Source organism: Brevundimonas sp. NIBR11 (assembly GCF_027912535.1).
Lineage (GTDB): Bacteria > Pseudomonadota > Alphaproteobacteria > Caulobacterales > Caulobacteraceae > Brevundimonas.
The window spans coordinates 1,151,933-1,171,867 of sequence record NZ_CP115465.1 but is presented as its reverse complement, the minus strand read 5'-3'; the positions used below and the strand labels follow the sequence as shown (position 1 = coordinate 1,171,867).

At 67.5% G+C, this 19,935-nt stretch carries 24 protein-coding genes; 12 read left to right on the top strand and 12 right to left on the bottom strand.

What is annotated here, in order from left to right; all coding sequences use genetic code 11:
• Positions 1 to 22: 22 nt before the first annotated feature.
• The 4 genes from cydB to thiE form a co-directional block, all read right to left on the bottom strand.
• Entirely contained in the window at positions 23 to 1,060 is a 1,038-nt protein-coding gene (gene cydB, locus O5O43_RS05675) for a cytochrome d ubiquinol oxidase subunit II (RefSeq protein ID WP_271085939.1), read from the bottom strand.
• Positions 1,057 to 2,502 (bottom strand): cytochrome ubiquinol oxidase subunit I, encoded by a 1,446-nt coding sequence (locus O5O43_RS05670; RefSeq protein WP_271085938.1) that lies wholly within the window; start codon positions 2,500 to 2,502, stop codon positions 1,057 to 1,059. Before O5O43_RS05670 ends, cydB begins: the two co-directional genes overlap by 4 nt.
• A 125-nt stretch (positions 2,503 to 2,627) precedes the next feature.
• Complete coding sequence (locus O5O43_RS05665) at positions 2,628 to 4,298, bottom strand: sensor histidine kinase (protein ID WP_271085937.1); 1,671 nt, start codon at positions 4,296 to 4,298, stop codon at positions 2,628 to 2,630.
• A gap of 82 nt (positions 4,299 to 4,380) precedes the next feature.
• Entirely contained in the window at positions 4,381 to 5,019 is a 639-nt protein-coding gene (gene thiE, locus O5O43_RS05660; RefSeq protein ID WP_271086390.1) for a thiamine phosphate synthase, read from the bottom strand.
• A gap of 121 nt (positions 5,020 to 5,140) precedes the next feature.
• On the opposite strand from thiE, the gene O5O43_RS05655 reads away from it, so the two are divergent.
• Positions 5,141 to 5,326: a (2Fe-2S)-binding protein gene (locus tag O5O43_RS05655; protein WP_271085936.1), complete on the top strand. Its 186-nt coding sequence runs from the start codon at positions 5,141 to 5,143 to the stop codon at positions 5,324 to 5,326.
• Positions 5,327 to 5,470: 144 nt separating this feature from the next.
• Positions 5,471 to 5,971, top strand: coding sequence for a bacterioferritin (bfr, locus tag O5O43_RS05650; RefSeq protein WP_271085935.1), 501 nt, complete (start codon positions 5,471 to 5,473; stop codon positions 5,969 to 5,971).
• 3 nt (positions 5,972 to 5,974) lie between these two features.
• Here bfr and O5O43_RS05645 read toward each other — a convergent pair whose 3' ends face one another.
• The gene (locus tag O5O43_RS05645) at positions 5,975 to 6,700 is read right to left on the bottom strand and encodes an ABC transporter permease (RefSeq protein ID WP_271085934.1); all 726 of its coding nucleotides are present in this window, start codon (positions 6,698 to 6,700) and stop codon (positions 5,975 to 5,977) included.
• Complete coding sequence (locus O5O43_RS05640) at positions 6,697 to 7,632, bottom strand: ABC transporter ATP-binding protein (protein WP_271085933.1); 936 nt, start codon at positions 7,630 to 7,632, stop codon at positions 6,697 to 6,699. The genes O5O43_RS05645 and O5O43_RS05640 overlap by 4 nt, the downstream gene beginning before the upstream one ends.
• Positions 7,633 to 7,726: 94 nt before the next feature.
• Here O5O43_RS05640 and O5O43_RS05635 point away from each other — a divergent pair, with 94 nt between their 5' ends.
• From O5O43_RS05635 to O5O43_RS05610, 6 genes are all read left to right on the top strand, one after another.
• Positions 7,727 to 8,227 carry a DUF2975 domain-containing protein gene (locus tag O5O43_RS05635; RefSeq protein ID WP_271085932.1) on the top strand — a complete coding sequence of 167 codons (501 nt, stop codon included), beginning with the start codon at positions 7,727 to 7,729 and terminating at the stop codon, positions 8,225 to 8,227.
• Positions 8,227 to 8,466, top strand: a complete 240-nt coding sequence (locus tag O5O43_RS05630) for a helix-turn-helix transcriptional regulator (protein WP_271085931.1) — start codon at positions 8,227 to 8,229, stop codon at positions 8,464 to 8,466. Before O5O43_RS05635 ends, O5O43_RS05630 begins: the two co-directional genes overlap by 1 nt.
• Positions 8,467 to 8,518: 52 nt before the next feature.
• Entirely contained in the window at positions 8,519 to 9,076 is a 558-nt protein-coding gene (locus O5O43_RS05625; RefSeq protein ID WP_271085930.1) for a tryptophan-rich sensory protein, read from the top strand.
• Positions 9,077 to 9,172: 96 nt separating this feature from the next.
• Positions 9,173 to 9,742 (top strand): elongation factor P, encoded by a 570-nt coding sequence (gene efp, locus O5O43_RS05620; RefSeq protein ID WP_271085929.1) that lies wholly within the window; start codon positions 9,173 to 9,175, stop codon positions 9,740 to 9,742.
• A gap of 115 nt (positions 9,743 to 9,857) precedes the next feature.
• Entirely contained in the window at positions 9,858 to 10,664 is an 807-nt protein-coding gene (locus O5O43_RS05615) for an inositol monophosphatase family protein (RefSeq protein WP_271085928.1), read from the top strand.
• An 8-nt stretch (positions 10,665 to 10,672) separates the two neighbouring features.
• Positions 10,673 to 11,626, top strand: a complete 954-nt coding sequence (locus O5O43_RS05610) for a glycerophosphodiester phosphodiesterase (protein ID WP_271085927.1) — start codon at positions 10,673 to 10,675, stop codon at positions 11,624 to 11,626.
• Here the strand turns inward: O5O43_RS05610 and O5O43_RS05605 are convergent.
• Positions 11,623 to 11,970, bottom strand: a complete 348-nt coding sequence (locus O5O43_RS05605; protein WP_271085926.1) for a hypothetical protein — start codon at positions 11,968 to 11,970, stop codon at positions 11,623 to 11,625. The genes O5O43_RS05610 and O5O43_RS05605 overlap by 4 nt on opposite strands.
• 31 nt (positions 11,971 to 12,001) lie before the next feature.
• Entirely contained in the window at positions 12,002 to 13,858 is a 1,857-nt protein-coding gene (locus O5O43_RS05600; protein WP_271085925.1) for an ABC transporter transmembrane domain-containing protein, read from the bottom strand.
• 134 nt (positions 13,859 to 13,992) lie between these two features.
• Between O5O43_RS05600 and rpmE the strand changes: the two genes are divergently transcribed.
• Together rpmE and O5O43_RS05590 are read left to right on the top strand one after the other, a co-directional pair.
• Positions 13,993 to 14,217: a 50S ribosomal protein L31 gene (rpmE, locus tag O5O43_RS05595; RefSeq protein WP_271085924.1), complete on the top strand. Its 225-nt coding sequence runs from the start codon at positions 13,993 to 13,995 to the stop codon at positions 14,215 to 14,217.
• Between the two features lie 161 nt (positions 14,218 to 14,378).
• Entirely contained in the window at positions 14,379 to 15,956 is a 1,578-nt protein-coding gene (locus tag O5O43_RS05590) for a L,D-transpeptidase family protein (protein WP_271085923.1), read from the top strand.
• A gap of 32 nt (positions 15,957 to 15,988) precedes the next feature.
• Here the strand turns inward: O5O43_RS05590 and O5O43_RS05585 are convergent, their stop codons facing one another.
• Together O5O43_RS05585 and O5O43_RS05580 are read right to left on the bottom strand one after the other, a co-directional pair.
• A complete protein-coding gene (locus O5O43_RS05585) occupies positions 15,989 to 16,498 on the bottom strand; it encodes a DUF1465 family protein (RefSeq protein ID WP_271085922.1) in 510 nt (169 codons plus the stop codon).
• A gap of 114 nt (positions 16,499 to 16,612) precedes the next feature.
• Positions 16,613 to 16,819, bottom strand: coding sequence for a DUF1192 family protein (locus O5O43_RS05580; protein WP_348637152.1), 207 nt, complete (start codon positions 16,817 to 16,819; stop codon positions 16,613 to 16,615).
• Positions 16,820 to 16,894: 75 nt separating this feature from the next.
• On the opposite strand from O5O43_RS05580, the gene O5O43_RS05575 reads away from it, so the two are divergent.
• The gene (locus O5O43_RS05575; RefSeq protein WP_271085921.1) at positions 16,895 to 17,866 is read left to right on the top strand and encodes an NAD(P)H-quinone oxidoreductase; all 972 of its coding nucleotides are present in this window, start codon (positions 16,895 to 16,897) and stop codon (positions 17,864 to 17,866) included.
• 42 nt (positions 17,867 to 17,908) lie between these two features.
• Here the strand turns inward: O5O43_RS05575 and O5O43_RS05570 are convergent, their stop codons facing one another.
• A complete protein-coding gene (locus O5O43_RS05570) occupies positions 17,909 to 18,616 on the bottom strand; it encodes a beta/gamma crystallin-related protein (RefSeq protein WP_271085920.1) in 708 nt (235 codons plus the stop codon).
• A gap of 303 nt (positions 18,617 to 18,919) precedes the next feature.
• Between O5O43_RS05570 and O5O43_RS05565 the strand changes: the two genes are divergently transcribed.
• The gene (locus O5O43_RS05565; protein ID WP_271085919.1) at positions 18,920 to 19,585 is read left to right on the top strand and encodes a cell cycle transcriptional regulator TrcR; all 666 of its coding nucleotides are present in this window, start codon (positions 18,920 to 18,922) and stop codon (positions 19,583 to 19,585) included.
• Positions 19,586 to 19,681: 96 nt separating this feature from the next.
• Here O5O43_RS05565 and O5O43_RS05560 read toward each other — a convergent pair whose 3' ends face one another.
• Complete coding sequence (locus O5O43_RS05560; protein ID WP_271085918.1) at positions 19,682 to 19,855, bottom strand: DUF465 domain-containing protein; 174 nt, start codon at positions 19,853 to 19,855, stop codon at positions 19,682 to 19,684.
• Positions 19,856 to 19,935: the final 80 nt, after the last annotated feature.

The window sequence follows — 19,935 nt, the reverse complement described above, 5'->3', positions numbered from 1 at the left end:
CGTCTCGGGCGGGGGTACGGGGTCAATGATGATAGCCGGCCTCCTCGTCGATCTTGCCGCGGAACACCCAGTAGACCCAGCCTGTGTAGGCCAGGATCATGGGCAGGATGGCCGTGGTCCCCACCAGCATCAGCCCCAGCGCATTGTCGGGCGCCGCCGCCTGCCGGAAGTTCAGGGCGTAGGGCACGATATAGGGGGCGAACCCGGCGGCCAGCCCCAGATAGCCGGACAGGAAGACCAGCAGGGCGCCCACGAACGGCCAGCGATGCGAGCCTTTGCGGCTCATCACGAAGATGACGCCCAGACCGATGAGGCCCAGGAGCGGGATCGGCAAGAGCGGCAACAAATCCGCCAGTTCCAGCGCGAACCCGTCATGGAGGTCGAAGCCCCAGCGGGCGGCGACGCGGGGGTGGATCGCCAACGTGGCCACGCTGACGGCCGCCAGCAGGCCGGTGACGGCGAGCGCCGCGACCCCGGTCCAGCGTCTGGCGTCGCCGTGCAGATTGTCTTTGGTCTTCATCATCAGCCAAGCCCCGCCCAGCAGGGCGTAGCCGGCGACCAGACCGGCCGCGACCAGCAGGGTGTAGGGCGTCAGCCAGTCGAACTGGCCGCCTGCGAATCGCTCGTCGCGCACCGTGACGCCCTGGATGAAGCCGCCCAGCACCAACCCCTGCGCCACCGCCGTCAGGATCGAGCCGCCGGCGAACATCTGGGTCCAGAATTTGCGACCCCTGTCGCGGGCGCGGAAGCGGAACTCGAATGCCACGCCGCGCAGGATCAGCCCCGCCAGCATCAAGAGGATCGGCAGATAGAGCGCCGGCATCAGCACCGAATAGGCCAGGGGGAAGGCAGCGAGCAGCCCCCCTCCTCCCAGCACCAGCCAGGTCTCGTTGCCGTCCCACACGGGGGCGATGGTGTTCATCATCACGTCCCGCTCGCCCGGCGTCTTCGCGAACGGAAACAGGATGCCGATGCCGAGGTCGAAGCCGTCGAGCGTGACGTACAACAGGACGGCGGTGGCAATCAGCCCGGCCCAGATCAGTTGGAGGTCGAGGTTCATCGCGGGCCTCCCAGCACGCCGTCAGGGCCGTCGGGCGTGGTGTCGTCGGGGGCCTTGGCCAAGGGCGTGCCCGGCGGGCGCTGACCTCGCGGCGGCGGCTCGCTGACGGCCGCGACCGGCCCCTCGGCCATCAGGCGGAGGATGAAGATCGCCCCGGCGGTGAAGACGACGGAATAGACGGCGATATAGGCGATCAGAGACGTCGCGACCTGGCTGGCGATGACCGGCGAGACGGCGTCGCGGGTCTTCAGCACGCCGTAGACCACCCACGGCTGGCGCCCGACCTCGGTGACCATCCAGCCGGCCAGGACGGCGATGAACCCGGACGGCCCCATCAGGACGGCGAAACGCAGGAACATCGGGCTGTCGAAGATCCGCTTCCTCAAGATCAGCACCGCCCCCCAGGCGCCCAGGCCGATCATCAGTATCCCCAGCCCGACCATGATGCGGAAGCCGAAGAAGGGGATGAAGGGCGGCGGCTGGTCCTCGCGGGCATACTGGTCGAGGCCGGTGATGACCTCGTCCTTCCGCACGCCCTGGATCAGGTTGCCGACACCGGGGATGGAGACCTCCAGATGGTTCTTCTGCGCCTCGCGGTCGGGGATGCCGAACAGATGCAGCGGCTGGTCGGCGCGGGTCTCCCAATAGCCCTCGATGGCGGCGGTCTTGGACGGCTGGTATTTGTGCGTGACCTCCCCGGAGGCATGGCCGGCGACCAGTTGCAGCGGGGCCAGGACGGCGATCAGTCCGACCGCCATGACGAGCGAGATGCGGCTTTCGGTCCAGCCCTCGGTCTTCACCCCGGCGGCGCGGTCCTTCAGCAGGCGGAAGGCCGAGGCGGCGCCGACCACCAGACCCGTGGTCAGGAATGCGGCCAGCAGCATGTGGGCCAGCCGCGTCGGGAAGCTGGGATTGAAGATGACCTGCATGTAGTCGGTCGCCTCGAACCGGCCGTCGGCCAGGATCTGAAAGCCCTGCGGCGTCTGCATCCAGCTATTGGCCGAGAGGATCCAGAAGGCCGAGATCGTCGTGCCGACGGCCACCAGAACGGTCGAGGCGAAATGCAGCTTCGGCCCCACCTTCTTCCAGCCGAACAGCATGACGCCCAGGAATGACGCCTCCAGGAAGAAGGCGGTCAGCACCTCATAGGCCAACAGCGGCCCGATCACCCCGCCGGTAAGGCGGATGAACTCACTCCAGTTGGTGCCGAACTGGTAGCTGAGCACCACGCCCGACACGACGCCCATGCCGAAGCTGAGGGCGAAAATCTTGACCCAGAACAGGTAGAGGACCTTGAACGCCTCACGCTTGGTCCACAGCCACAGCCCCTCCAGCACCGCCAGATAGGCCGCCAGCCCGATGGTGAAGGCCGGAAACAGGATGTGGAACGAGATGGTGAAGGCGAACTGCAATCGCGACAGCAGGAGAGCGTCGAAGTCCACGGGGTTGGTCCTCAATAACCTGACGGTAAGTGGCGCCGTGCGCCTTTGGACCGGGCTTGTCTATCCCGCGCGAAACCGCGCGACAGTCCGTCGCGGTATTTCATCCATCAGTGAATAATTGCCCGTCAGGCGGCCGACAGTTCGATCCAAAAGGTCGCGCCCTCGCCGGCCCTGGACTGCACGCCGATCGATCCGCCCTGCAGCTCCACCAGACGCTTGGCCAGGGCCAGACCGATGCCGTGCCCCTCGACTGTCGAGCGTTCCAGGCCCAGGCGGTTGAACGGCTCGAAGAGCTGGGCCTGTTTCTCGGGCGACAGGCCGGGGCCCTTGTCGCTGACCTCGATGCGGACGCCGTCGTAGATGCGGCGAGCGCGGAACAGCACCTCTCCGCCGGACGCGCCGTACTTCACCGCATTGGTCGCCAGGTTGTCGACGACCTGGGCCAGGCGCTGGGAATCCGCCAGGGCGACCAGGCCGTCACCCTCACAGATGACCTTCAGCGACAGAAGCCGCGATTCGGGACGCATGGCCGTGGTGCGCCGGATGTCTTCGAGGATGCCGGGGATATCGGTGGGGCGCATCTCGACCTTCACGGCGCCGGATTCGGCCCGGGCCACGTCGAGCAGGTCGTGCGACAGGGCCTCGACCTGACGGGCGGTCTTGACCAACATGGTCGCCATCTCGGCCTGGGTTTCGGTCACAGGACCCAGTTGGCCCGAAGACCACAGATCGCCGATGCCGATGACGCCGCCGATGGGGCTCTTGATCTCATGGGCCACGTTGGCCAGCAGGCGCGACTTGGCGGCCGAGGCCTTTTCGGCCCGCAGTTGTCCGGCCTTGGCCCGCGCCGACAGCCGGTCCCGCTCTTCCAGCAGCGAGGCGACCAGAAGGATGGGCAGGTAGCCGAACAGGATGGTCAGCTGCAGCAGCATGGCGCGCTCGGCCAGATTGCCGATCACCAGGTGCCACGGACCGACGCCCAGCATCATGGAGCCCAGGGCCATGACCGAGATGACTACGAGAGCCGCCGTGACGCCCAGCACCCTCAGACGAGCGGCGATGATGATCAGGATGGGCACCATGGCGAAGCCCAGCGGCATGTTCACCATGAAGTAGATCATCGTGCAGACCGCGATCAGCAGGCCGAAGACCAGCGCGGTCTCGGCCGCGCGCCACGGATTGAACATCGCCCGCACGGCCCGCATGTCCAGCGACAGGACGAAGGAGCCGACGACGGCGATGCCCAGCGAATGGCCGAACCACCAGGTCTGGAAGGTCTCCAGAAAGGCCACGCCGCGCATCAGGGACAGGCAGGCGGCGACCCCCAGTCCCGTGATGGCCGGAGAGACGGCGGCGGTGCAGAAGATGAACCGGCACGCGCCTTCGACGGTGGCGAGGTTCAGGGTCGGAGCGAATTTGCGCGCCAGCACCACGGCCAGAACGATCTCCACCATATTCGCCAGGGTGAAGATGGCCGACATCAGCGGCGTGTTCCCGGCCAGGAACTGCCCCGCCAGGATGCCGAACGCCATCAGGCCGCCGAAGCACAGGTCGTATCCCACGCCGCGACCGCTCCTCAGCCAGACCGCCGCGGCCAGTCCGTTCGCCGCCCACAGGGCCGCGATCATATCGGATGTGCGCGCCATGCCGATGGCGATGAAGGCCAGGATGGTGACGCCCAGAACCGTCAGCATGGGGACCAGCGGTTCTGCGAACAGGCCGGCCGCCGTGGACTTGCCGGTGGAGCGCGGGGGCGCAACGGCAGGCTCGAAGGCATCCGCATCGGTCGCGGTCATCGCGCGGCTCTGGAGCATATATAAGCGACTCTGGTGGGAAACTGAGCTCACCGTAGCCGCAGGGTCCTAATATCCCCTGAAGTCAGTCGGTAGCGGACATAAGCTCGGCGAAACGCCGCACCGCGGCGGCCGGCCCCTGCGGATGGGCCCAGACGCCGGCGCTGACCGCCAGGAAATCGGCGCCCGCCGAGATCAGGGGGGCGGCGTTGTCGACGGTGACCCCGCCGATGGCGACGGACGGGACCTCCATCACCTCCTGCCAGATGGTCAGGATTTCTGGGTCAGGTCGGTGTTCGGTCTGTTTGGTGTCGGTCGGGAAGAAGGCGCCGAAGGCGACGTAGTCGGCCCCCGCCTCCGCCGCCTCCATGGCCAGGTGGCGGCTGTCGTGACAGGTCGCGCCGATCATGGCGGTCTTGCCCATGATGCGCCGGGCCGAGGCGACCGAGGCGTCCGACTGTCCGACATGGACGCCGTCGCAGCCCAGCGCAGAAGCCAGGTCCGGGCGGTCGTTCAGGATCACGGCGACGCCCCGACCCTGGGCGATCGGCGCCAGACGGCGCACGGCCGCCGTGATCTGCTGGTCGCTCGCCGGCTTCAGGCGGATCTGCAAGGCCGCGACCGGCCCCGCGTCCAGCGCGCTTTCCAGTTGCGCAGCGAAGGCGTCGAGGTCGTCGATGACCGGCGGGGTGATCAGATAGAGCTGGCAGGCGGGATCGGACATGGGGCGCAGGTGCGACGCCTGAGACCCCGCGTCAACCGCAGCCATTGCGAACGCGTTGCAATCGCCCCAACTCCTGCTATAGCGAACCAATCGCAAGTGATGCTCTCGGGGCCGGTCCACTTTGTACGTCTGTAACTGTAATGGTCTGAGGAAGCGCGACGTCGCCTTCGCGATCGAGGCCGGCGCCACCCGTCCCCGCGAAATTTTCCAGCGCAATCATTGCGAAGCGCAGTGCGCCAAATGCGTCTGCGAGATGCGCCAGATGATTTCTGAAAGCCGCGAAGCGTTCGCACTGGCCGCCGAGTAAGCCGCGCGGCTGCAGGCCAGGATCATTCGCAATATCAATATCGTGATAAGCGCTCGCAAGTGATCGAGGCCGTCTTTCCCGTGTTATGGCGTGGCTCAACAGGCCCTGGCGGGTCTTCGACATAAGCGACAGGACACCATGGCCATGAAGGGCGATCCCGCGATCATCCGCACGCTGAACGCAGTGCTGACCAACGAGCTGACGGCGGTGAACCAGTACTTCCTGCACGCCCGCATGTTCGAGAGCTGGGGCCTCAGCCACCTCGGCAACATGATCTACGAGGAATCGATCGGCGAGATGAAGCACGCCGACATGCTGATCAAACGCATCCTCTTCCTGGACGGGCTTCCGAACCTGCAGGACCTGCACAAGCTGAAGGTCGGCGAGGATCCGATCGAATGCCTGGGCGCCGACCTGCAGCTAGAGCTCGACAGCCGCGCCACGACCTCGGCCGCTGTCACCCAGTGCGAGGACGCCCGCGATTATGTGAGCCGCGACCTGCTGATGCGGATTCTCGCCGACACCGAGGAGCACATCGACTTCCTTGAGAACCAGCACAGCCTGATCAACCTGATGGGCGCCCAGAACTATCTGCAGTCGGCGATGAAGGAGATCGTCACCGACAAGGCCGCGACCGGCAACTGATCCCTATAAGACCTCACGGCGACTTAGGTGGACCGTCGCGAGGGCCAGAACGACCAGTCCCAGACCACAGCCCAGGCCCAGCGCCGTATTCACGCGCCACGCCTCGGTCGCCAGCATGTTGACCGGCATCTGCCAGGGGAAGAACACTCCCTGCTTCGCCGAGGTCGCCACGACCGAGAAGAAGGTCCCGCCGATCCCCACCACGAGCGCGGGCACGAAGCTGGCGAAACGCAGGGCGATCCAGAGCTGGATCGCGATCATCAGGAGCGCCGACAGAAAGACCTTGCCCATCGTTGTGGCGTAGCGCGCCAGCTCGAACGGTCCGGTCGGCGTCAGCTCCGGCTTGAGGGTCGTGGCCAGCACCACCGCGCCCCAAGTCAGCAGCAGCGTCAGCAGGCTCATGATCGCCACGACCAGCAGGACCATCGCGGCCTTGGCCGCATAGAGCCGCCAGCGCGGCAGTGGCAGGCTGCGCAGGTGGTCCCACGACTTCGGCCCGTGCTCCATGTGGGCGACCAGGGCGGTCAGGGCCGTCACGCTCATCGGCAGCATGAAATAGGCCCAGATGCCGATGGCGCTGACCATCCACATATCCCACGACTGGGCCCTCGTGCCGCGCAGCACCATGAAGAAGCCGAAGATCGCGATCAGCGATGACGCCGCGATCGCCAGCACGGCGGCCAGCGACCGGTTCAGCTTGCGCAGTTCGACGGACAGGACGGCGATCATCGGACGGTCTCCGGGGTGCGGGCGCCGTCCGAGACGGAGCGATAGATGCCTTCCAGCGAGCGGGCACGCGGGGCGATGGCGAACACCCCGACCCCGGCCTCCACCAGCGCGCGGGTCAGGCCAGCCGTCGCGGCGTCTGGATCGTCTCCCGGCCTCAGCCGAGCGACCCAGCCCTGGGCGTCCTGCACCAAAGTTAGGTCGCGGGCGCGCAGCACCTCGGCCGCCCTGCCCTCGTCGTCGATGCGCAGGCCTATCTCGGGCGCCAGGTCGGCCTTCAGCCGGGCCAGCTCGCCTTCGAGCACCAGCTTGCCGTGACTGACGATGCCGATATGGGTCGCGGTCTGTTCGATCTCGCCCAGCAGGTGGCTGGACAGAAGCACAGTCGCGCCCGTGCGTTCGGGCAGGCTCTTCAGAAAACGTCGCATGTCGGCGATGCCGTCGGGGTCCAGCCCGTTGGTCGGCTCGTCGAGGATCAGCACCGGCGGCGCGCCCAGCATGGCGCGGGCCAGACCCAGCCTCTGGCGCATGCCCAACGAATAGTCGGAGACCCTGCGGCCCGCGTCCTCCGCCATGTCGACGACCTCCAGCACCCGGTCGATCTCGGTCGCCGGGAGCCCCAGAAGGACGCGCGTCAGGTCCAGGTTCTCCCGCCCTGTCAGATTGCCGTAGAAGCCGTGCGCCTCCAGCAGGGCTCCGACCTTGCGCGCTGCTCCGATCCGGTCCCGCCCGACGTCGATTCCGCACACCCGCGCCGAGCCGCCGGTAGGCCTGAGCAGGCCCAGCAACATCTTCAGGGTCGTCGTCTTGCCCGCGCCGTTGCGGCCGAGGAAGCCGTAGACCGCCTTGTCCGGGACCGTCATCGACACGACGTCCACGGCCAGATGGTGCCCGAACCGCCGTGTCAGCCCGTCGGTCTGGATCGCCGCCTCCATTTCCGCACCCCTCCAATTCTTTAAGTCAGAGATAAAGTTGCGAAGCGCTGATCTTTAAGTCAAGATTAAAGATGAGACAGGAAACCGATCCGCCATGACCACCCCCGACCTCGCCCGATTCCGCGCCCTCTGCGGTCAGTTCCGCTGGCTCGCGATCTTCATGGTCTGCAGCGTTGGCGCGATACTGGCCCTCATCCACATCGTCGCCCCGACCGTCCTGACCTTGCGCGGCGACTCTCGGATCGTGCCCGAGCTATGGGTTCGGCAGGCTGTGTGGGCCTCGCCCGCCGTCTTCTATCTCTTCGGCGTCTGGGCCATCGGCTCGGCCTTGGGCCAGGTTGCGAAAGGCCGGCTGATCCAGCCCACCCTCGCCCGCGCTCTCCGTCGCGTGGGTGTTGCCTTGGGTCTCGGCGGCCTGCTCAGCGTCTTCGGCGTCACGAACATCCTGCGCGTGATCGAGGGCAGCGTCGGAGGTCTGGCCAACTTCGACGTGGCCGGCATGACGCTCGGCATGATCGGCGGCGCGCTGTTCCTGCTGGGCCGGGTGGTGGATCAGGCCGACCGCATCCAGTCCGAACTGGACGAGATGATCTGATGCCGGTCCGCGTCACCCTGGACCGGCTGATCGTCGCCAAGGGGCTCAAGGCCCGCGATCTGGCCGCCGAAGTGGGCCTCAGCGAGACCCAACTGTCCCTGTTCCGCTCGGGCAAGGTGAAGGGCATCCGCTTTTCCACCCTGGCCCGCCTGTGCGCAGTGCTCGGCTGCCGTCCCGGAGACTTGCTGGACTACGACCAGGACCCCAGGGACCTCGCCACCCGTGACGACGGGGATTGAGCCGGAACCGCTCCGCTCGCCGACCATTTGCTCCACGCTGAAGGAGCCTGCCATGACCGATATCGACGACACCATCGACGACGTGCGCGAGGCCGCCGTTGAGTTCCTCAACGCCGGCGAACGCAGCGCAGGCCACGTCGCCCTCGGCATCATCGCCACCGCCGGCTTCGCCCTTCTGGCCACCGCCCTTGCCAGCGGTGCGATCAAGCCGCCTCGTCGCACAGCGTCCCAGCTGCGTGAGGGCGCGGGCCCCGTGACCGAGCGTCCGCGCGGCGCCTTCAGCCTGGTTTTGCCGGCCGTCTTTTCGGCCACGACCCTGTCAGCGGTCCGGGTCTGGAACGCTCCGTCCAACAAGACCCGCACCCAGGCCATGATCCTTTGGGCCGGAGCCCAGGCCATCAACTCGGCCTGGATCGCGCTGCGTCCCGCCAGCCGGGGCATGCAGATCGCCGCCGCGATGACGTCGGCCGGCCTGGCCGCGGCCTTCGCCCACGAGGCCCGCAAGCTGGATCCGACGGCCGGCAAGCTCGCCAATCCCACCGCGCGCGGCGTCAGCTTCGCCAATGCCGTGGATCGCAAAGTCGAAGCCAGCCAGCCGACCGTTCACTGATCACCCCTCAGCTTGCCCTAAGCGACAGCTTCCTCTAGGGATCGCGCCCGATTTCGCGCAGCCGTTTGGGCAGCGCCCCAGACCCCTGTGATTCCCATGGCGAAAATCAACGGCAACACCATCAAGCCGGGCATGGTCCTGCAACACAACGGCGGCCTGTGGGTCGTCACCAAGGCCACCCACGTCAAACCCGGCAAGGGCGGCGCCTTCGCCAACGTCGAGGCCAAGAACCTCGAGACCGGCAACAAGCTGAACGAACGCTTCCGCTCGGAAGACAAGGTCGAACGCGTCACGCTGGAACAGAAGGACTTCTCGTTCCTGTACGAACAGGGCGACGCCCTGGTCTTCATGGACGACGCCACCTACGAGCAGATCGAACTGCAGAAGGACTGGGTCGGCGAAGACTCGATCCCCTACCTGCAGGACGGCATGAAGGTCGTCATCGAGATGCACGAGGACCGTCCGATCGGTCTGTCGCTGCCGGACCAGGTCACCCTGACCGTCGCCGAGACCGAGCCGACCGTGAAGGGCCAGACGGCCTCCTCGTCCTACAAGCCCGCCATCGCCGACAACGGCGTGCGCATCATGATCCCGCCGTACATGTCGGCGGGCGAGCGCATCGTCGTCGACACGAGCACCGGCGAATACGTCCGCCGCGCGGATTAACTCACTGCCGACTACCGGAGGCGCATGTCGCGCCCCTGTGAACTTCTCCGTCTGTCCGGGCCTGCTTCCTCGAAGTTTGGGGGCCTTTTCAGGACAGACGGACCAGGAGATCCCCATGGCCCTCGCCTCCGCCCTCGTTTCCGTCATGACCGATGCGGTCCGCAAGACGGCTCGCCCCATGCTTCGCGACTTCGGCGAGGTGGCCCAGCTTCAGGTCTCGCGCAAAGGCCCTGGCGACTTCGTCACCGCCGCCGATATCAAGGCCGAGGACACTCTCTACGAACTGCTGATGAAGGCCCGCCCCGGCTACGGCTTCCTGGGCGAGGAACGGGGCATGGTCGAGGGGACCGACAAGTCCCACACCTGGATCGTCGACCCGATCGACGGCACGACCAACTTCATGCACGCCATGCCGCATTTCGCGATCACGGTCGGCCTGCAACGCTATGCGCCGGACGGCTCGTCCGAGATCGTCGCGGGCGTCACCTACAACCCGATCATGAACGAGCTGTTCTGGGCCGAGAAGGGCAAGGGCTGCTACTTGAACGACCAGCGCATCCGTGTCGCCGGCCGTCGCGACCTGTCGGAAAGCCTGATCTCGACCGGCCTGCCCTTCATCGGCAAGACGGGCCACGCGCAGTCGATCAAGGACATCCACGCCATCGGCCAGCGCACGGCGGGCATCCGTCGTCTGGGCTCGGCGGCGCTGGACTTCGCCTGGGTCGCCTGCGGCCGCTACGATGCCTTCTTCGAGCGCAATCTGAAGCCCTGGGACGTGGCGGCCGGCGTGCTGTTCGTGACCGAGGCCGGCGGCATCGTCACCACCATCGAACAGGACGGGGACCCGAAGACGGGAGCGTCGGTCCTGGCGGCCAATCCGGAACTGCACCCGCAGCTGCGCAAGGTGCTGCAGGCGGCGTAGCCGCGGCGATGCCCACCCCGCTCGTCATCGCCCACCGCGGCGCCTCCGGCGAGCGCCCGGAGCATACCCGCGCAGCCTATGAACTGGCCATCGAACAGGGCGCGGACTTCATCGAGCCCGACCTGGTCATGTCCAAGGACGGCCATCTGGTCGTCCGGCATGAGAACGAGATCGGCGGCACGACCAACGTCGCCGACCATCCCGAGTTCGCGGACCGTCGGACGACGAAGACCATCGACGGGGTCGCGACCACCGGCTGGTTCACGGAGGACTTTACCTTCGCCGAGCTCCAGACCCTGCGCGCCCGCGAACGCCTGCCGACGATTCGCCCCGGCAATACGGCGTGGCCCGACGAGACGATCCTGACCTTTCAGCAGGTCATCGACATCGCCCGCGAGGCCACCGTCCGCACCGGCCGCGTCATCGGCGTCGCGCCGGAACTGAAACATCCGACCCATTTCGAACAGGCGGGCCTCTCGATGATCGCGCCCTTCGTCGAGATCGTCCGACGCAACGACCTCGCGGCCGCCGACAGCCCCATCGTGGTTCAGTGTTTCGAAGTCGGAACGCTGAAGACCCTCAACGGCCTGATCGACAGCCCTCTCGCCCAGCTGATGTCGCCGTCCGGCGGCCCCGCCGACCTGCCCGGCCAGACCTACGCCGCGATGGTCACGCCCGAGGGGCTGGCCGAACTGGCGGCCTACGCCGAATGGGCCGCCGTCGAGACCGCCATGGTCATCCCGCGCACGCCGGCCGGAGCCGCAGGCACGCCGACGATGCTGGTCGCCGACGCCCATCTGGCGGGACTTAAGGTCGTCGTCTGGACCTTCCGAGCCGAAGACATGTTCCTGCCGACCGACCATCGCGGCGACCTGCCCGGCTGGATCCGGCGCTTCTACGATCTGGGCGTGGACGCGGTGTTCAGCGACTTCCCCGGCGTGGCGGTCGCGGCTCGGCCCTAGCGACCCGCCATCAGTTCGACCTGGATGGTCTCGCCGGTCACCGCCCGCGCGGTCCATTTCGTGCCGATCCCTCCACGCACGATGGGGGTGCAGAAGGATCGCGGCGACCAGATCGGACGGCGCTGGCCGAAGCAGACCTGGCCGTCACGGACGCTCCAGACGCCGCTGCTGGCCCCGCCGCGCCGGCCACGGCCCTCATAGCGGCCGTTCGGCTGCAACCACATCCGCGCGGTCCGCCCGTCGGGATAGGTGGAGACCAGGGTGTTGCCGAAGGCGGGCGCCAGGTCGGCGGCTCCGGGCTGGCTCTGCGACAGGACGGCGGCGAGGATCAGGGCTGTCAGCATCCAGGCCTAACCGTTCCGCGCTCGAACGGTTTCACCCCTCGCGGAACTGCAGCTCCGCCAGACGCGCGTAGAGGCCGCCCTTGGCCACCAGTTCGTGGTGCGTCCCCTCCTCGACGGCGATCCCGTCCTCCATGACGACGATCCGGTCGGCACGCAGGACGGTGGCCAGACGGTGGGCGATGACCAGGGTGGTCCGCCCCTCCATCGCCTGATCCAACGCCGTCTGCACCAGCCGCTCGTTCTCGGCGTCCAGCGCCGAGGTCGCCTCGTCGAGCAGGAGGATCGGCGCGTCTCGCACCAGGGCGCGCGCGATGGCGAGGCGTTGTCTCTGCCCGCCCGACAGGCTCTTGCCGCGCTCGCCCAGCGGCGTGGCGAACCCTTCCGGCAGCGCCTCGACGAAGGTCAGGGCCTGGGCCTCCGATGCGGCCTGGCGAACCTCATCCTCCGACGCCTCTTCGCGGCCAAAGCGGATGTTCTCCATGGCCGAACCCGAGAACAGAGGCGCCTCCTGCGAGACCCAGGCGAACCGCCCGCGCACCTCGACCGGATCGGCTTGACGCACATCGACCCCGTCCACGCTGACGGCGCCTTCCTGCGGATCGTAGAAGCGCAGCAGAAGGCGGAAGACCGTCGACTTGCCCGCCCCAGAGGGTCCGACCAGGGCCACGGTCTCGCCCGGCCGCACCGTCAGGTCGAAGCCTTTCAGCGCGGGCAGGTCGGGCCGCCCCGGATAGGCGAACCTCACCCCCGCCATGCCCACCCGGCCTTCCGGGGGGCTCGGCAGGGCCACGGCCGAAGCCGGCGCCATGATCGAGGGCGCCGACTTCATCAACTCGTCGATCCGCTCCATGGCCCCAGAGGCCTTCTGCACGTCGCCCCAGCTTTCGCCGAGCGCGCCCACTGACCCCGCCGTAAAGACCGACAGCAGCACGAACTGCAACAGGGCGCCGGGCGTCATTACGCCCTTGGCCACGTCCTGGGCCCCCAACCACAGGACGAAGGTCACCCCGCCGAAGATCACCACGATGACCACGGCCGTCATCCAGGCCCGCGCCCGCATCCGCACGATGGAGACGCCGAACGCCTCCTCCACCACCGCGCCGAACCGGGAGACGGCGCTGCCCACGCGGCCGAAGGCCTGCACCGTCTCGATGGCGTCCACGCTCTCGCCGGCGAAGCCGACGGCGCTGGCGAACCGGTCCTGGGACCGCACGGTCAGCTTCCTGACGCTCCGCCCGAACAGGAAGATCGGCGCGATCAACAAGGGCGCGGTCAGCAGCACCAGCCCCGTCAGCTTTGGACTGACGATGAACAGGAGGATGATACCCCCGACTAGGGTCAGGAAGTTGCGCAGGGCGAACGACACCGAGGTCGTCAGCAGGGTCTCGACCAGGGCGATGTCGGTTGTCAGCCGGCTCAACACCTCGCCGGTCCGCATCTTCGCGAAAAACGACGGGTCCAGCGTCAGGATGCGGTCGAACAGCGACTTGCGCAGGTCCGCGATCATCCGCTCGCCGGTCTTGGTGACGTAGAAATACCGGACGGCCGTCGCCACGCCCAGAATCACCGCGTTCAGCCCCAGGAACAGGAACCAGCGATTGATGTCGCGCCCGCCGTTCTCGAACCCGTGGTCGATGGCGCCTCGCGCCGTCGCCGTCAGGGCTAGGGACGCCGCCGTCGAGCCCAGAAGCCAGAAGCCCGCGATTAGGGCGTCCAGCCGGTGCTGCATCAGATACGGCCACAGCCGCAGCAGCGGCCGTATGTCCTTGCGCTTCTCGCGCCGTTCGCCCGCCCCTTCCATCTGTTCGGCCAGAAGGGCGCCGGCGCCGGGCCGCCCGAGCGCCTCCGCGTTCGAATAGGCGTCAGGGGTCGGCGGCGTGACTGTCATGCGCGGCTCTTGCCCCGGAACGCCCTGCGGTGTAAACGCCGCCGCTCATTCCCGCCGGGCTCTGGCGGGTTTTCTCATTTTTCACGCACCGACGGTCGGCATCGTCATCGCGTACAAGAGACCGGACCACGACCATGAAGGCCGATACGCACCCCGACTACCACTTCATCACCGTCACTTTGACGAACGGCACGACCTATCAGACCCGTTCGACCTACGGCAAAGAGGGCGACGTGCTGAACCTGGACATCGATCCGTCGACGCACCCGGCCTGGACCGGCGGCAACCAGCAGATGCTGGACCGCGGCGGTCGCGTTTCGCGCTTCAACAACAAGTTCGGCGGCTTCATCAAGAAGTAGGCTGCCTCACCGGCCACACCGGTGCGACAAAGACGACACGAAGAGCGCGGGTCCTGTGGCCGGCGCTTTTTGTTTGTCCGGAACACCGATAACATGGCGTCGTTCGACTCCCGGGCGTGGACACGGGCTCCATGCGGCGTCGGACGAAGGCGAATACGACCATGAATCGACGCGAACTCACTCTCGGCGCCGCCGTTTCGGCCCTCGCCGCGCCAGCCATGGCCCAGACCGCGCCGCAGAACGCCCCCGCCCAGGCCGCCGTCGCCGCCCCGGTCAGCCAGTATCAGGCCGCCTTCCTGGCGCAGCTGGACCGCATGCCCGCGTCCGCCCAGCCCGACATCCGCGCCTTCTATGAGTTGAACGGCTGGCGTCCCGTCTGGAACGCGGCCCGCCTGCGCGCCCTGACCCAAGCCTCGTCGCGCGCCGAACGCCACGGCCTGTCGCGTTCGGACTATTTCGACTTCGTGGGTCTGGCCGCCGATCCCGAGACGGCGGACATGCGCACCACGGCCGCCGCCCTGACCTACGCCCGCGTCCTCGCCGAGGGCGCCGTCCGTCCCGAGACGGTCGAAGAGCTGTGGGAGATGCAGAAGAACCGCGTCGACCTCCCGGTCGGCCTGAACGACGCCCTGGTCCAGAACAAGCTGGTCGAATGGTTCGAGGGCCTGGCCCCGACCGACATCGGCTATTCCAACCTTTCGGCCGGCTACGTCCGCTACCGCCGGATCATTCGCCAGGGCGGCTGGCCCCGCTTCGTCGCCCGCTCCGGCACGATTGAGCCGGGATCGAGCGACAACCGCGTCCCGGTCCTGATCGCCCGTCTGGTGGCCGAGGGCGACCTGTCGGCCGCGGACGGCGCCCGGCTGACGGCCGAGGGTCTGGTCTACGGTCCTGAGCTTCAGGCCGCCATGCGCGGCTTCCAGGCCCGCCACGGCCTGGCCGCCGACGGCCGCATCGGCGCCGGCACCCAGAGCTCGCTCGGCGCCTCGGCCGACGATCGCGCCCGCCAGATCGCCCTCAACCTGGAACGCCGCCGCTGGCTGAAGCGCGAGCTGAATCCCGAGCGGATCGAGGTCAACACCGCCGCCGCCATCATGGTCTACTGGAAGGACGGCCGGCCGGTTCACTCCAACCGCGTCGTCTGCGGCGCCCCGGCGACCCAGACGCCCAGCCTGGAGAAGCCCTTCGCCTCGGTCGTGGCCAACCCGCCCTGGTACGTCCCGGCCGGCATCGCTCGCCGCGAGATCCTGCCGCGCGGCCCGGGCTATCTGGCTTCGCAGAACATGTATGTCTCAAACGGCACGGTGATTCAGCGCGCCGGCCCGACCGCCGCTCTGGGCTATGTGAAGTTCGAGCTGCGCGACAGCTACGCTATCTTCCTGCACGACACCCCGTCCAAGGCCGCCTTCAACCTGTCGATGCGCCAGCGCTCGCACGGCTGCGTCCGCGTTCAAAACGCGGTCGAGTTCGCCCGCATCCTGCTGACGCCCGATCCCGTGTTGCTGGGCGAGTTCGACGACGCCCAGGTCAGCCGCGACACCCGCCGCATCCAGACGGGCCGCGAGATCACCGTGCGCCTGCTCTACTGGACCGCTTTCGTCGACGGCCAGGGCCGCGTGGCCTTCCGCGAGGACGTCTACCGCCGCGACCAGAAGCTGGCCGAAGCCCTGGGCATCGCGGTCAGCCTGCCGGCCGTGGTCGACGACGGGACGGCCGTGGCCAACGACGTCGGGCCGTAGCCGATCTTCCCCTCCTTGCGGGAGAAGGGATGTTACGTCCTGAACGCCGCTTCCAGCATGCCCAGTTGGCTCCGCACGGGGTTCGCGTCCGGTTGCGGAGCCGCGTCCAGATACATCCGCCGATCCAGATACAGCACCCGGTCGTGCAGCTTCTCGGCCCGGACCAGATATTCGACCAGGGCGATCGGCATCTCGGCGTGGCTGGGCTCGCCCTCGACCTTGCGTTCGTTGAGGCGATAGCGCGGCTCGCAGGCGGCTTCCGGCGACATGTCGCCCTCGCGTACCGCGCGTTGCACCAGCAGCCAGGACGCGACCTGCATCAGCCGCGTGGTCAGCTTCATGCTCTCGGCGGCATAGGCCAGGGCGGCGGAGCGCGACAGCAGCTTGGATTCCCGCCGGCCGTCGCCGTCCAGATAGGCGGCGGTCTCCTCGACCAGATCCATGCCCTCCTGGAAGGTGCGTTCGAACAGTTCGGAGCGCGCAAAATCACGGATTTCCCCCGCGCGCGATGCCGGGCCAGGCGTGGTGCTGTCGTCGGCCATCAACTCAACCATGGTCATCGTGGTACGGTACGCTCACTCTAGCGGCCCTGTAAGCGGGCGCGAGCCTGTCGGCTGCAATCGGCATGCCACGGAAACCGCCTGTGAGGAACCGCATCAGTTCCCGAAGTTGAACAGGGCGTCGGCGGCGGACTTCTTGGCGGCCTTGCCGGAAATCGCGGCCCGCGCACGAGCGATCTCGGCCTCGAGCGCCTCGATCCGCTCGCCCAGTTCCTCGACCGAATAAAGGTCCAGGTCCTCGCGACCCAGGCTCGCCAACGCCGCACCGCGCTGCGTGCGGGGTTCAAGATCGTCAAACATCATCGTCGCCTCCTTGGCCAGAACCTCGAAGAGGCCCATTTACGCGCCCGGATACGGACGATTGCAAGGCTGAGGAACATGCGGGTCATCCAGATCGAGGGCGGATCAGGCCCGGCGGAGGCCCTTCGGCTGGCCGAACGCTCCGATCCGCAGGCCGGCGCCGGAGAAATCCGCATCCGCATCCGCGCCGCCGGGGTCAATCGCCCGGATCTGCTTCAGCGCAAGGGCGGCTACCCTCCCCCGCCCGGCGCGTCGGACATCCTGGGGCTGGAGGTCGCCGGCGAGGTCGATCAGGTCGGCGCCGACGCCACCCGCTGGACCATCGGCGACCGGGTCTGCGCCCTGCTGGGCGGGGGCGGATACGCCGAATACGCCGTCGTTGACGCCCGCCACGCCCTGCCGATTCCCGACGGCCTCGAATTCGTCCAGGCCGCCGCCCTGCCCGAGACCGTCTTCACCGTCTTCGCCAACGTCTTCGAGAGCGGCGCCCTGAGGGCTGGCGAGACCCTGCTGGTCCACGGCGCCACGTCCGGCATCGGGGTCACCGCCATCCAGATGGCGAAGGCGGCGGGCGCCCGCGTCATCGCCACCTCGCGCGGCGCGGCCAAGACGGAAGCCGCCAGGGCCCTGGGCGCCGACGTCAGCCTCGACGCCTCCGAGGCCGATCTGGACGCCGGGATCAAGGCGGCAGGCGGCGCCGACGTCATCCTCGACATGGTCGGGGCGGCCTATGCGGAGACCAACCTGAACGCCCTGAACCCCGGCGGGCGCTGGGTCGTCATCGCCACCCTCAGCGGCGCGGCGGCCACCGTCGATCTCATGCGGATGATGATGAAGCAGGCGACCCTGACCGGCTCGACCCTGCGTCGCCGCTCCGCAGACGAGAAAGCGCGTCTGGCGGCTGCGGTGGAGGCGGCCGTCTGGCCCTGGGTCGTTTCCGGCGCGGTCCTCCCGCGCATCGAGGCGACCTTCCCCCTGGCCGAAACGAAACTCGCCCACCTCCGGCTGGAGGCGGGCGAGCATGTCGGCAAGATAGTGCTGACGGTCTAGCGGCTCAGGCGTCGAGCGATACTCGCCCGCCCGGACATTTTTCTACCAACGACCGCCGCCACGGGCCGGGCGCATCGAGGAGATGCGGTCGTTGATGCCCGTGTTGTTCAGGTTGCGTGTGCTGGAGGTGATGATCTGGCAGTTGCCGCGGAAATAGGCGTCGGTGCAGACTTCCCACGCGCCGCCGTTGAGCTCGATGGAGCTGATCTGGTCGTTCAGGCCCGAGCGACCCAGATCGGCGATCTCGCCCCGGAACGACTGCGAATAGCCGCGATAGTCCCGGTCGGCGTAGACGGTGATGCCGCTGCGGCCGTTGTTTCCGCCCCAGCCTCCGCCATTGTTGCCGCCATTGCCCCAGCCGCCGCCGTTGTTGCCGCCGCCCCAACCGCCGGCGTTGTTGCCGCCGTTACCCCAGCCGCCGCCGTTTCCGCCGCCCGGACGTCCGCCGCCGCCGTTGTTGTTTCCGCCCTCATAGGAACCGCGGATGTTGCCGCAGACCAGCAGGCCGTCGCTGTTGGCGATGTCGAAAGGCGCGCAGGGGGCGAGCTCGATCGAGGTGCCGCGCAGATTGCCCCGCATGTCGCGGCAGTCGGCGTAGAGGCGCCCCTGGTTCACATAGGAGCCGCTGCAGCTTTCGGCGAAGCTGCCGCGCGGCGCGACCCGCTGGGGCCCGTCCCCGGACGGAGCGTATTCCTGGGAGCCGCCGGCCAGCATGGCCATGGCTGCGAGAGTGGTGAGAGCGATAGACATGGGCTTCCTCCTTGGTGGTCCTTAAGGCCGCTGAACGCGTCCGATATGACAGTGTTCAATATCCCGCATGAACCGGAGCTGTATGGCCTGGATGGCTCGTCCTCAACGGGCGGGCGGACGGATCGACCGATACTATGCCAGATCACTCCGCTTACAGCCACGCTTGGGCCTTGCCTGCAATCATGACGTTTTCTTTTGCAGCGAAACGGCCTATATCGGTTCCTTCAGCGCCCGGCCGAAAGGTCGGGCGCCGTCGTATCCAGAGCCCGAATACACGGGCCTCATCTATCCGGGACTTCGCCCATGACCGACATCCTCATGCCTAAGGCCACCGCGGTCTGGCTGGTGGACAACACCTCGCTGACGTTCGAGCAGATCGCCGACTTCTGCGGCCTGCATCCGCTGGAAGTGCGCGGCATCGCCGACGGCGACGTGGCCCGCGACATCCGCGGCGTCGACCCCATCACCGGCGGCCAGTTGGACCGCGCCGAACTCGACAAGGCGCAGGACGACGAAAACTACCGCATGAAGGCCATCGTCAGCCGCCACGCCGAACTGCTGAAGTCCAACAAGCCGGCTCCGAAATACACGCCCGTCTCGCGTCGCCAGGACCGGCCGGACGCCATCATGTGGTTCGTCAAGAATCACCCCGAGGTGACCGACGCCCAGATCGCCAAACTGCTGGGCACCACCAAGTCGACGATCGACAGCGTGCGTAACCGCACCCACTGGAACAGCCCCCAGATCAAACCGGTCGACCCGGTGACGCTGGGTCTCGTCGGCCAGCTGGTCTTGGACGAAATCATCTCCAAGGCCGCAGAGAAGAAGAACCGCGACGACGCCAAGAAGGGCGGCGCCGCCCTCCAGCCCATCGAGGACACCCCGGCCGAGCCGGAGTTCGTCCCCGAAGAACGCGAACGCCGCACCGCCGAGCCGACGGCCGCCTCGGTCTTCGGAACGGGGGACTGATCTTCTCCCTCCCCCTTGGGGGAGGGAAAGCAATAGAAAGAAAAACGGCCCCGGGATCGCTCCCGGGGCCGTTCGTTTTCCTGGCGGAGACCCGGGCTACCCTGCCCTGGCCTCCAGACTGGTGATTTCCTCCTTGAGCCGGAGCTTCCTTCGCTTGAGCTCCCTGACCTGCAGCGGATCCGTCGCCGGATGGCCGACCTCCTGCCGGATGGTCTCATCCAGCTGGCGGTGACGATTTCCCAGTTCGCGGATACGAGCTTCGATGGTCATGGCTTGCGCCTCCATGTCTAAGGGACCACACAGTGAGCGCCCGGATTTGGCGTCTGTGAAATCACGGTTCGGTGACGTCA

Bases quoted from the DNA above. Each gene is read 5' to 3' on its own strand.
- cydB (WP_271085939.1), bottom strand. From the start codon at position 1,060: ATGAACCTCGACCTCCAACTGATCTGGGCCGGGCTGATTGCCACCGCC.
- O5O43_RS05665 (WP_271085937.1), bottom strand. From the start codon at position 4,298: ATGACCGCGACCGATGCGGATGCCTTCGAGCCTGCCGTTGCGCCCCCG.
- thiE (WP_271086390.1), bottom strand. From the start codon at position 5,019: ATGTCCGATCCCGCCTGCCAGCTCTATCTGATCACCCCGCCGGTCATC.
- bfr (WP_271085935.1), top strand. From the start codon at position 5,471: ATGAAGGGCGATCCCGCGATCATCCGCACGCTGAACGCAGTGCTGACC.
- O5O43_RS05645 (WP_271085934.1), bottom strand. From the start codon at position 6,700: ATGATCGCCGTCCTGTCCGTCGAACTGCGCAAGCTGAACCGGTCGCTG.
- O5O43_RS05640 (WP_271085933.1), bottom strand. From the start codon at position 7,632: ATGGAGGCGGCGATCCAGACCGACGGGCTGACACGGCGGTTCGGGCAC.
- O5O43_RS05635 (WP_271085932.1), top strand. From the start codon at position 7,727: ATGACCACCCCCGACCTCGCCCGATTCCGCGCCCTCTGCGGTCAGTTC.
- O5O43_RS05630 (WP_271085931.1), top strand. From the start codon at position 8,227: ATGCCGGTCCGCGTCACCCTGGACCGGCTGATCGTCGCCAAGGGGCTC.
- O5O43_RS05625 (WP_271085930.1), top strand. From the start codon at position 8,519: ATGACCGATATCGACGACACCATCGACGACGTGCGCGAGGCCGCCGTT.
- efp (WP_271085929.1), top strand. From the start codon at position 9,173: ATGGCGAAAATCAACGGCAACACCATCAAGCCGGGCATGGTCCTGCAA.
- O5O43_RS05615 (WP_271085928.1), top strand. From the start codon at position 9,858: ATGGCCCTCGCCTCCGCCCTCGTTTCCGTCATGACCGATGCGGTCCGC.
- O5O43_RS05610 (WP_271085927.1), top strand. From the start codon at position 10,673: ATGCCCACCCCGCTCGTCATCGCCCACCGCGGCGCCTCCGGCGAGCGC.
- O5O43_RS05605 (WP_271085926.1), bottom strand. From the start codon at position 11,970: ATGCTGACAGCCCTGATCCTCGCCGCCGTCCTGTCGCAGAGCCAGCCC.
- O5O43_RS05600 (WP_271085925.1), bottom strand. From the start codon at position 13,858: ATGACAGTCACGCCGCCGACCCCTGACGCCTATTCGAACGCGGAGGCG.
- rpmE (WP_271085924.1), top strand. From the start codon at position 13,993: ATGAAGGCCGATACGCACCCCGACTACCACTTCATCACCGTCACTTTG.
- O5O43_RS05590 (WP_271085923.1), top strand. From the start codon at position 14,379: ATGAATCGACGCGAACTCACTCTCGGCGCCGCCGTTTCGGCCCTCGCC.
- O5O43_RS05585 (WP_271085922.1), bottom strand. From the start codon at position 16,498: ATGGCCGACGACAGCACCACGCCTGGCCCGGCATCGCGCGCGGGGGAA.
- O5O43_RS05580 (WP_348637152.1), bottom strand. From the start codon at position 16,819: ATGATGTTTGACGATCTTGAACCCCGCACGCAGCGCGGTGCGGCGTTG.
- O5O43_RS05575 (WP_271085921.1), top strand. From the start codon at position 16,895: ATGCGGGTCATCCAGATCGAGGGCGGATCAGGCCCGGCGGAGGCCCTT.
- O5O43_RS05570 (WP_271085920.1), bottom strand. From the start codon at position 18,616: ATGTCTATCGCTCTCACCACTCTCGCAGCCATGGCCATGCTGGCCGGC.
- O5O43_RS05565 (WP_271085919.1), top strand. From the start codon at position 18,920: ATGACCGACATCCTCATGCCTAAGGCCACCGCGGTCTGGCTGGTGGAC.
- O5O43_RS05560 (WP_271085918.1), bottom strand. From the start codon at position 19,855: ATGACCATCGAAGCTCGTATCCGCGAACTGGGAAATCGTCACCGCCAG.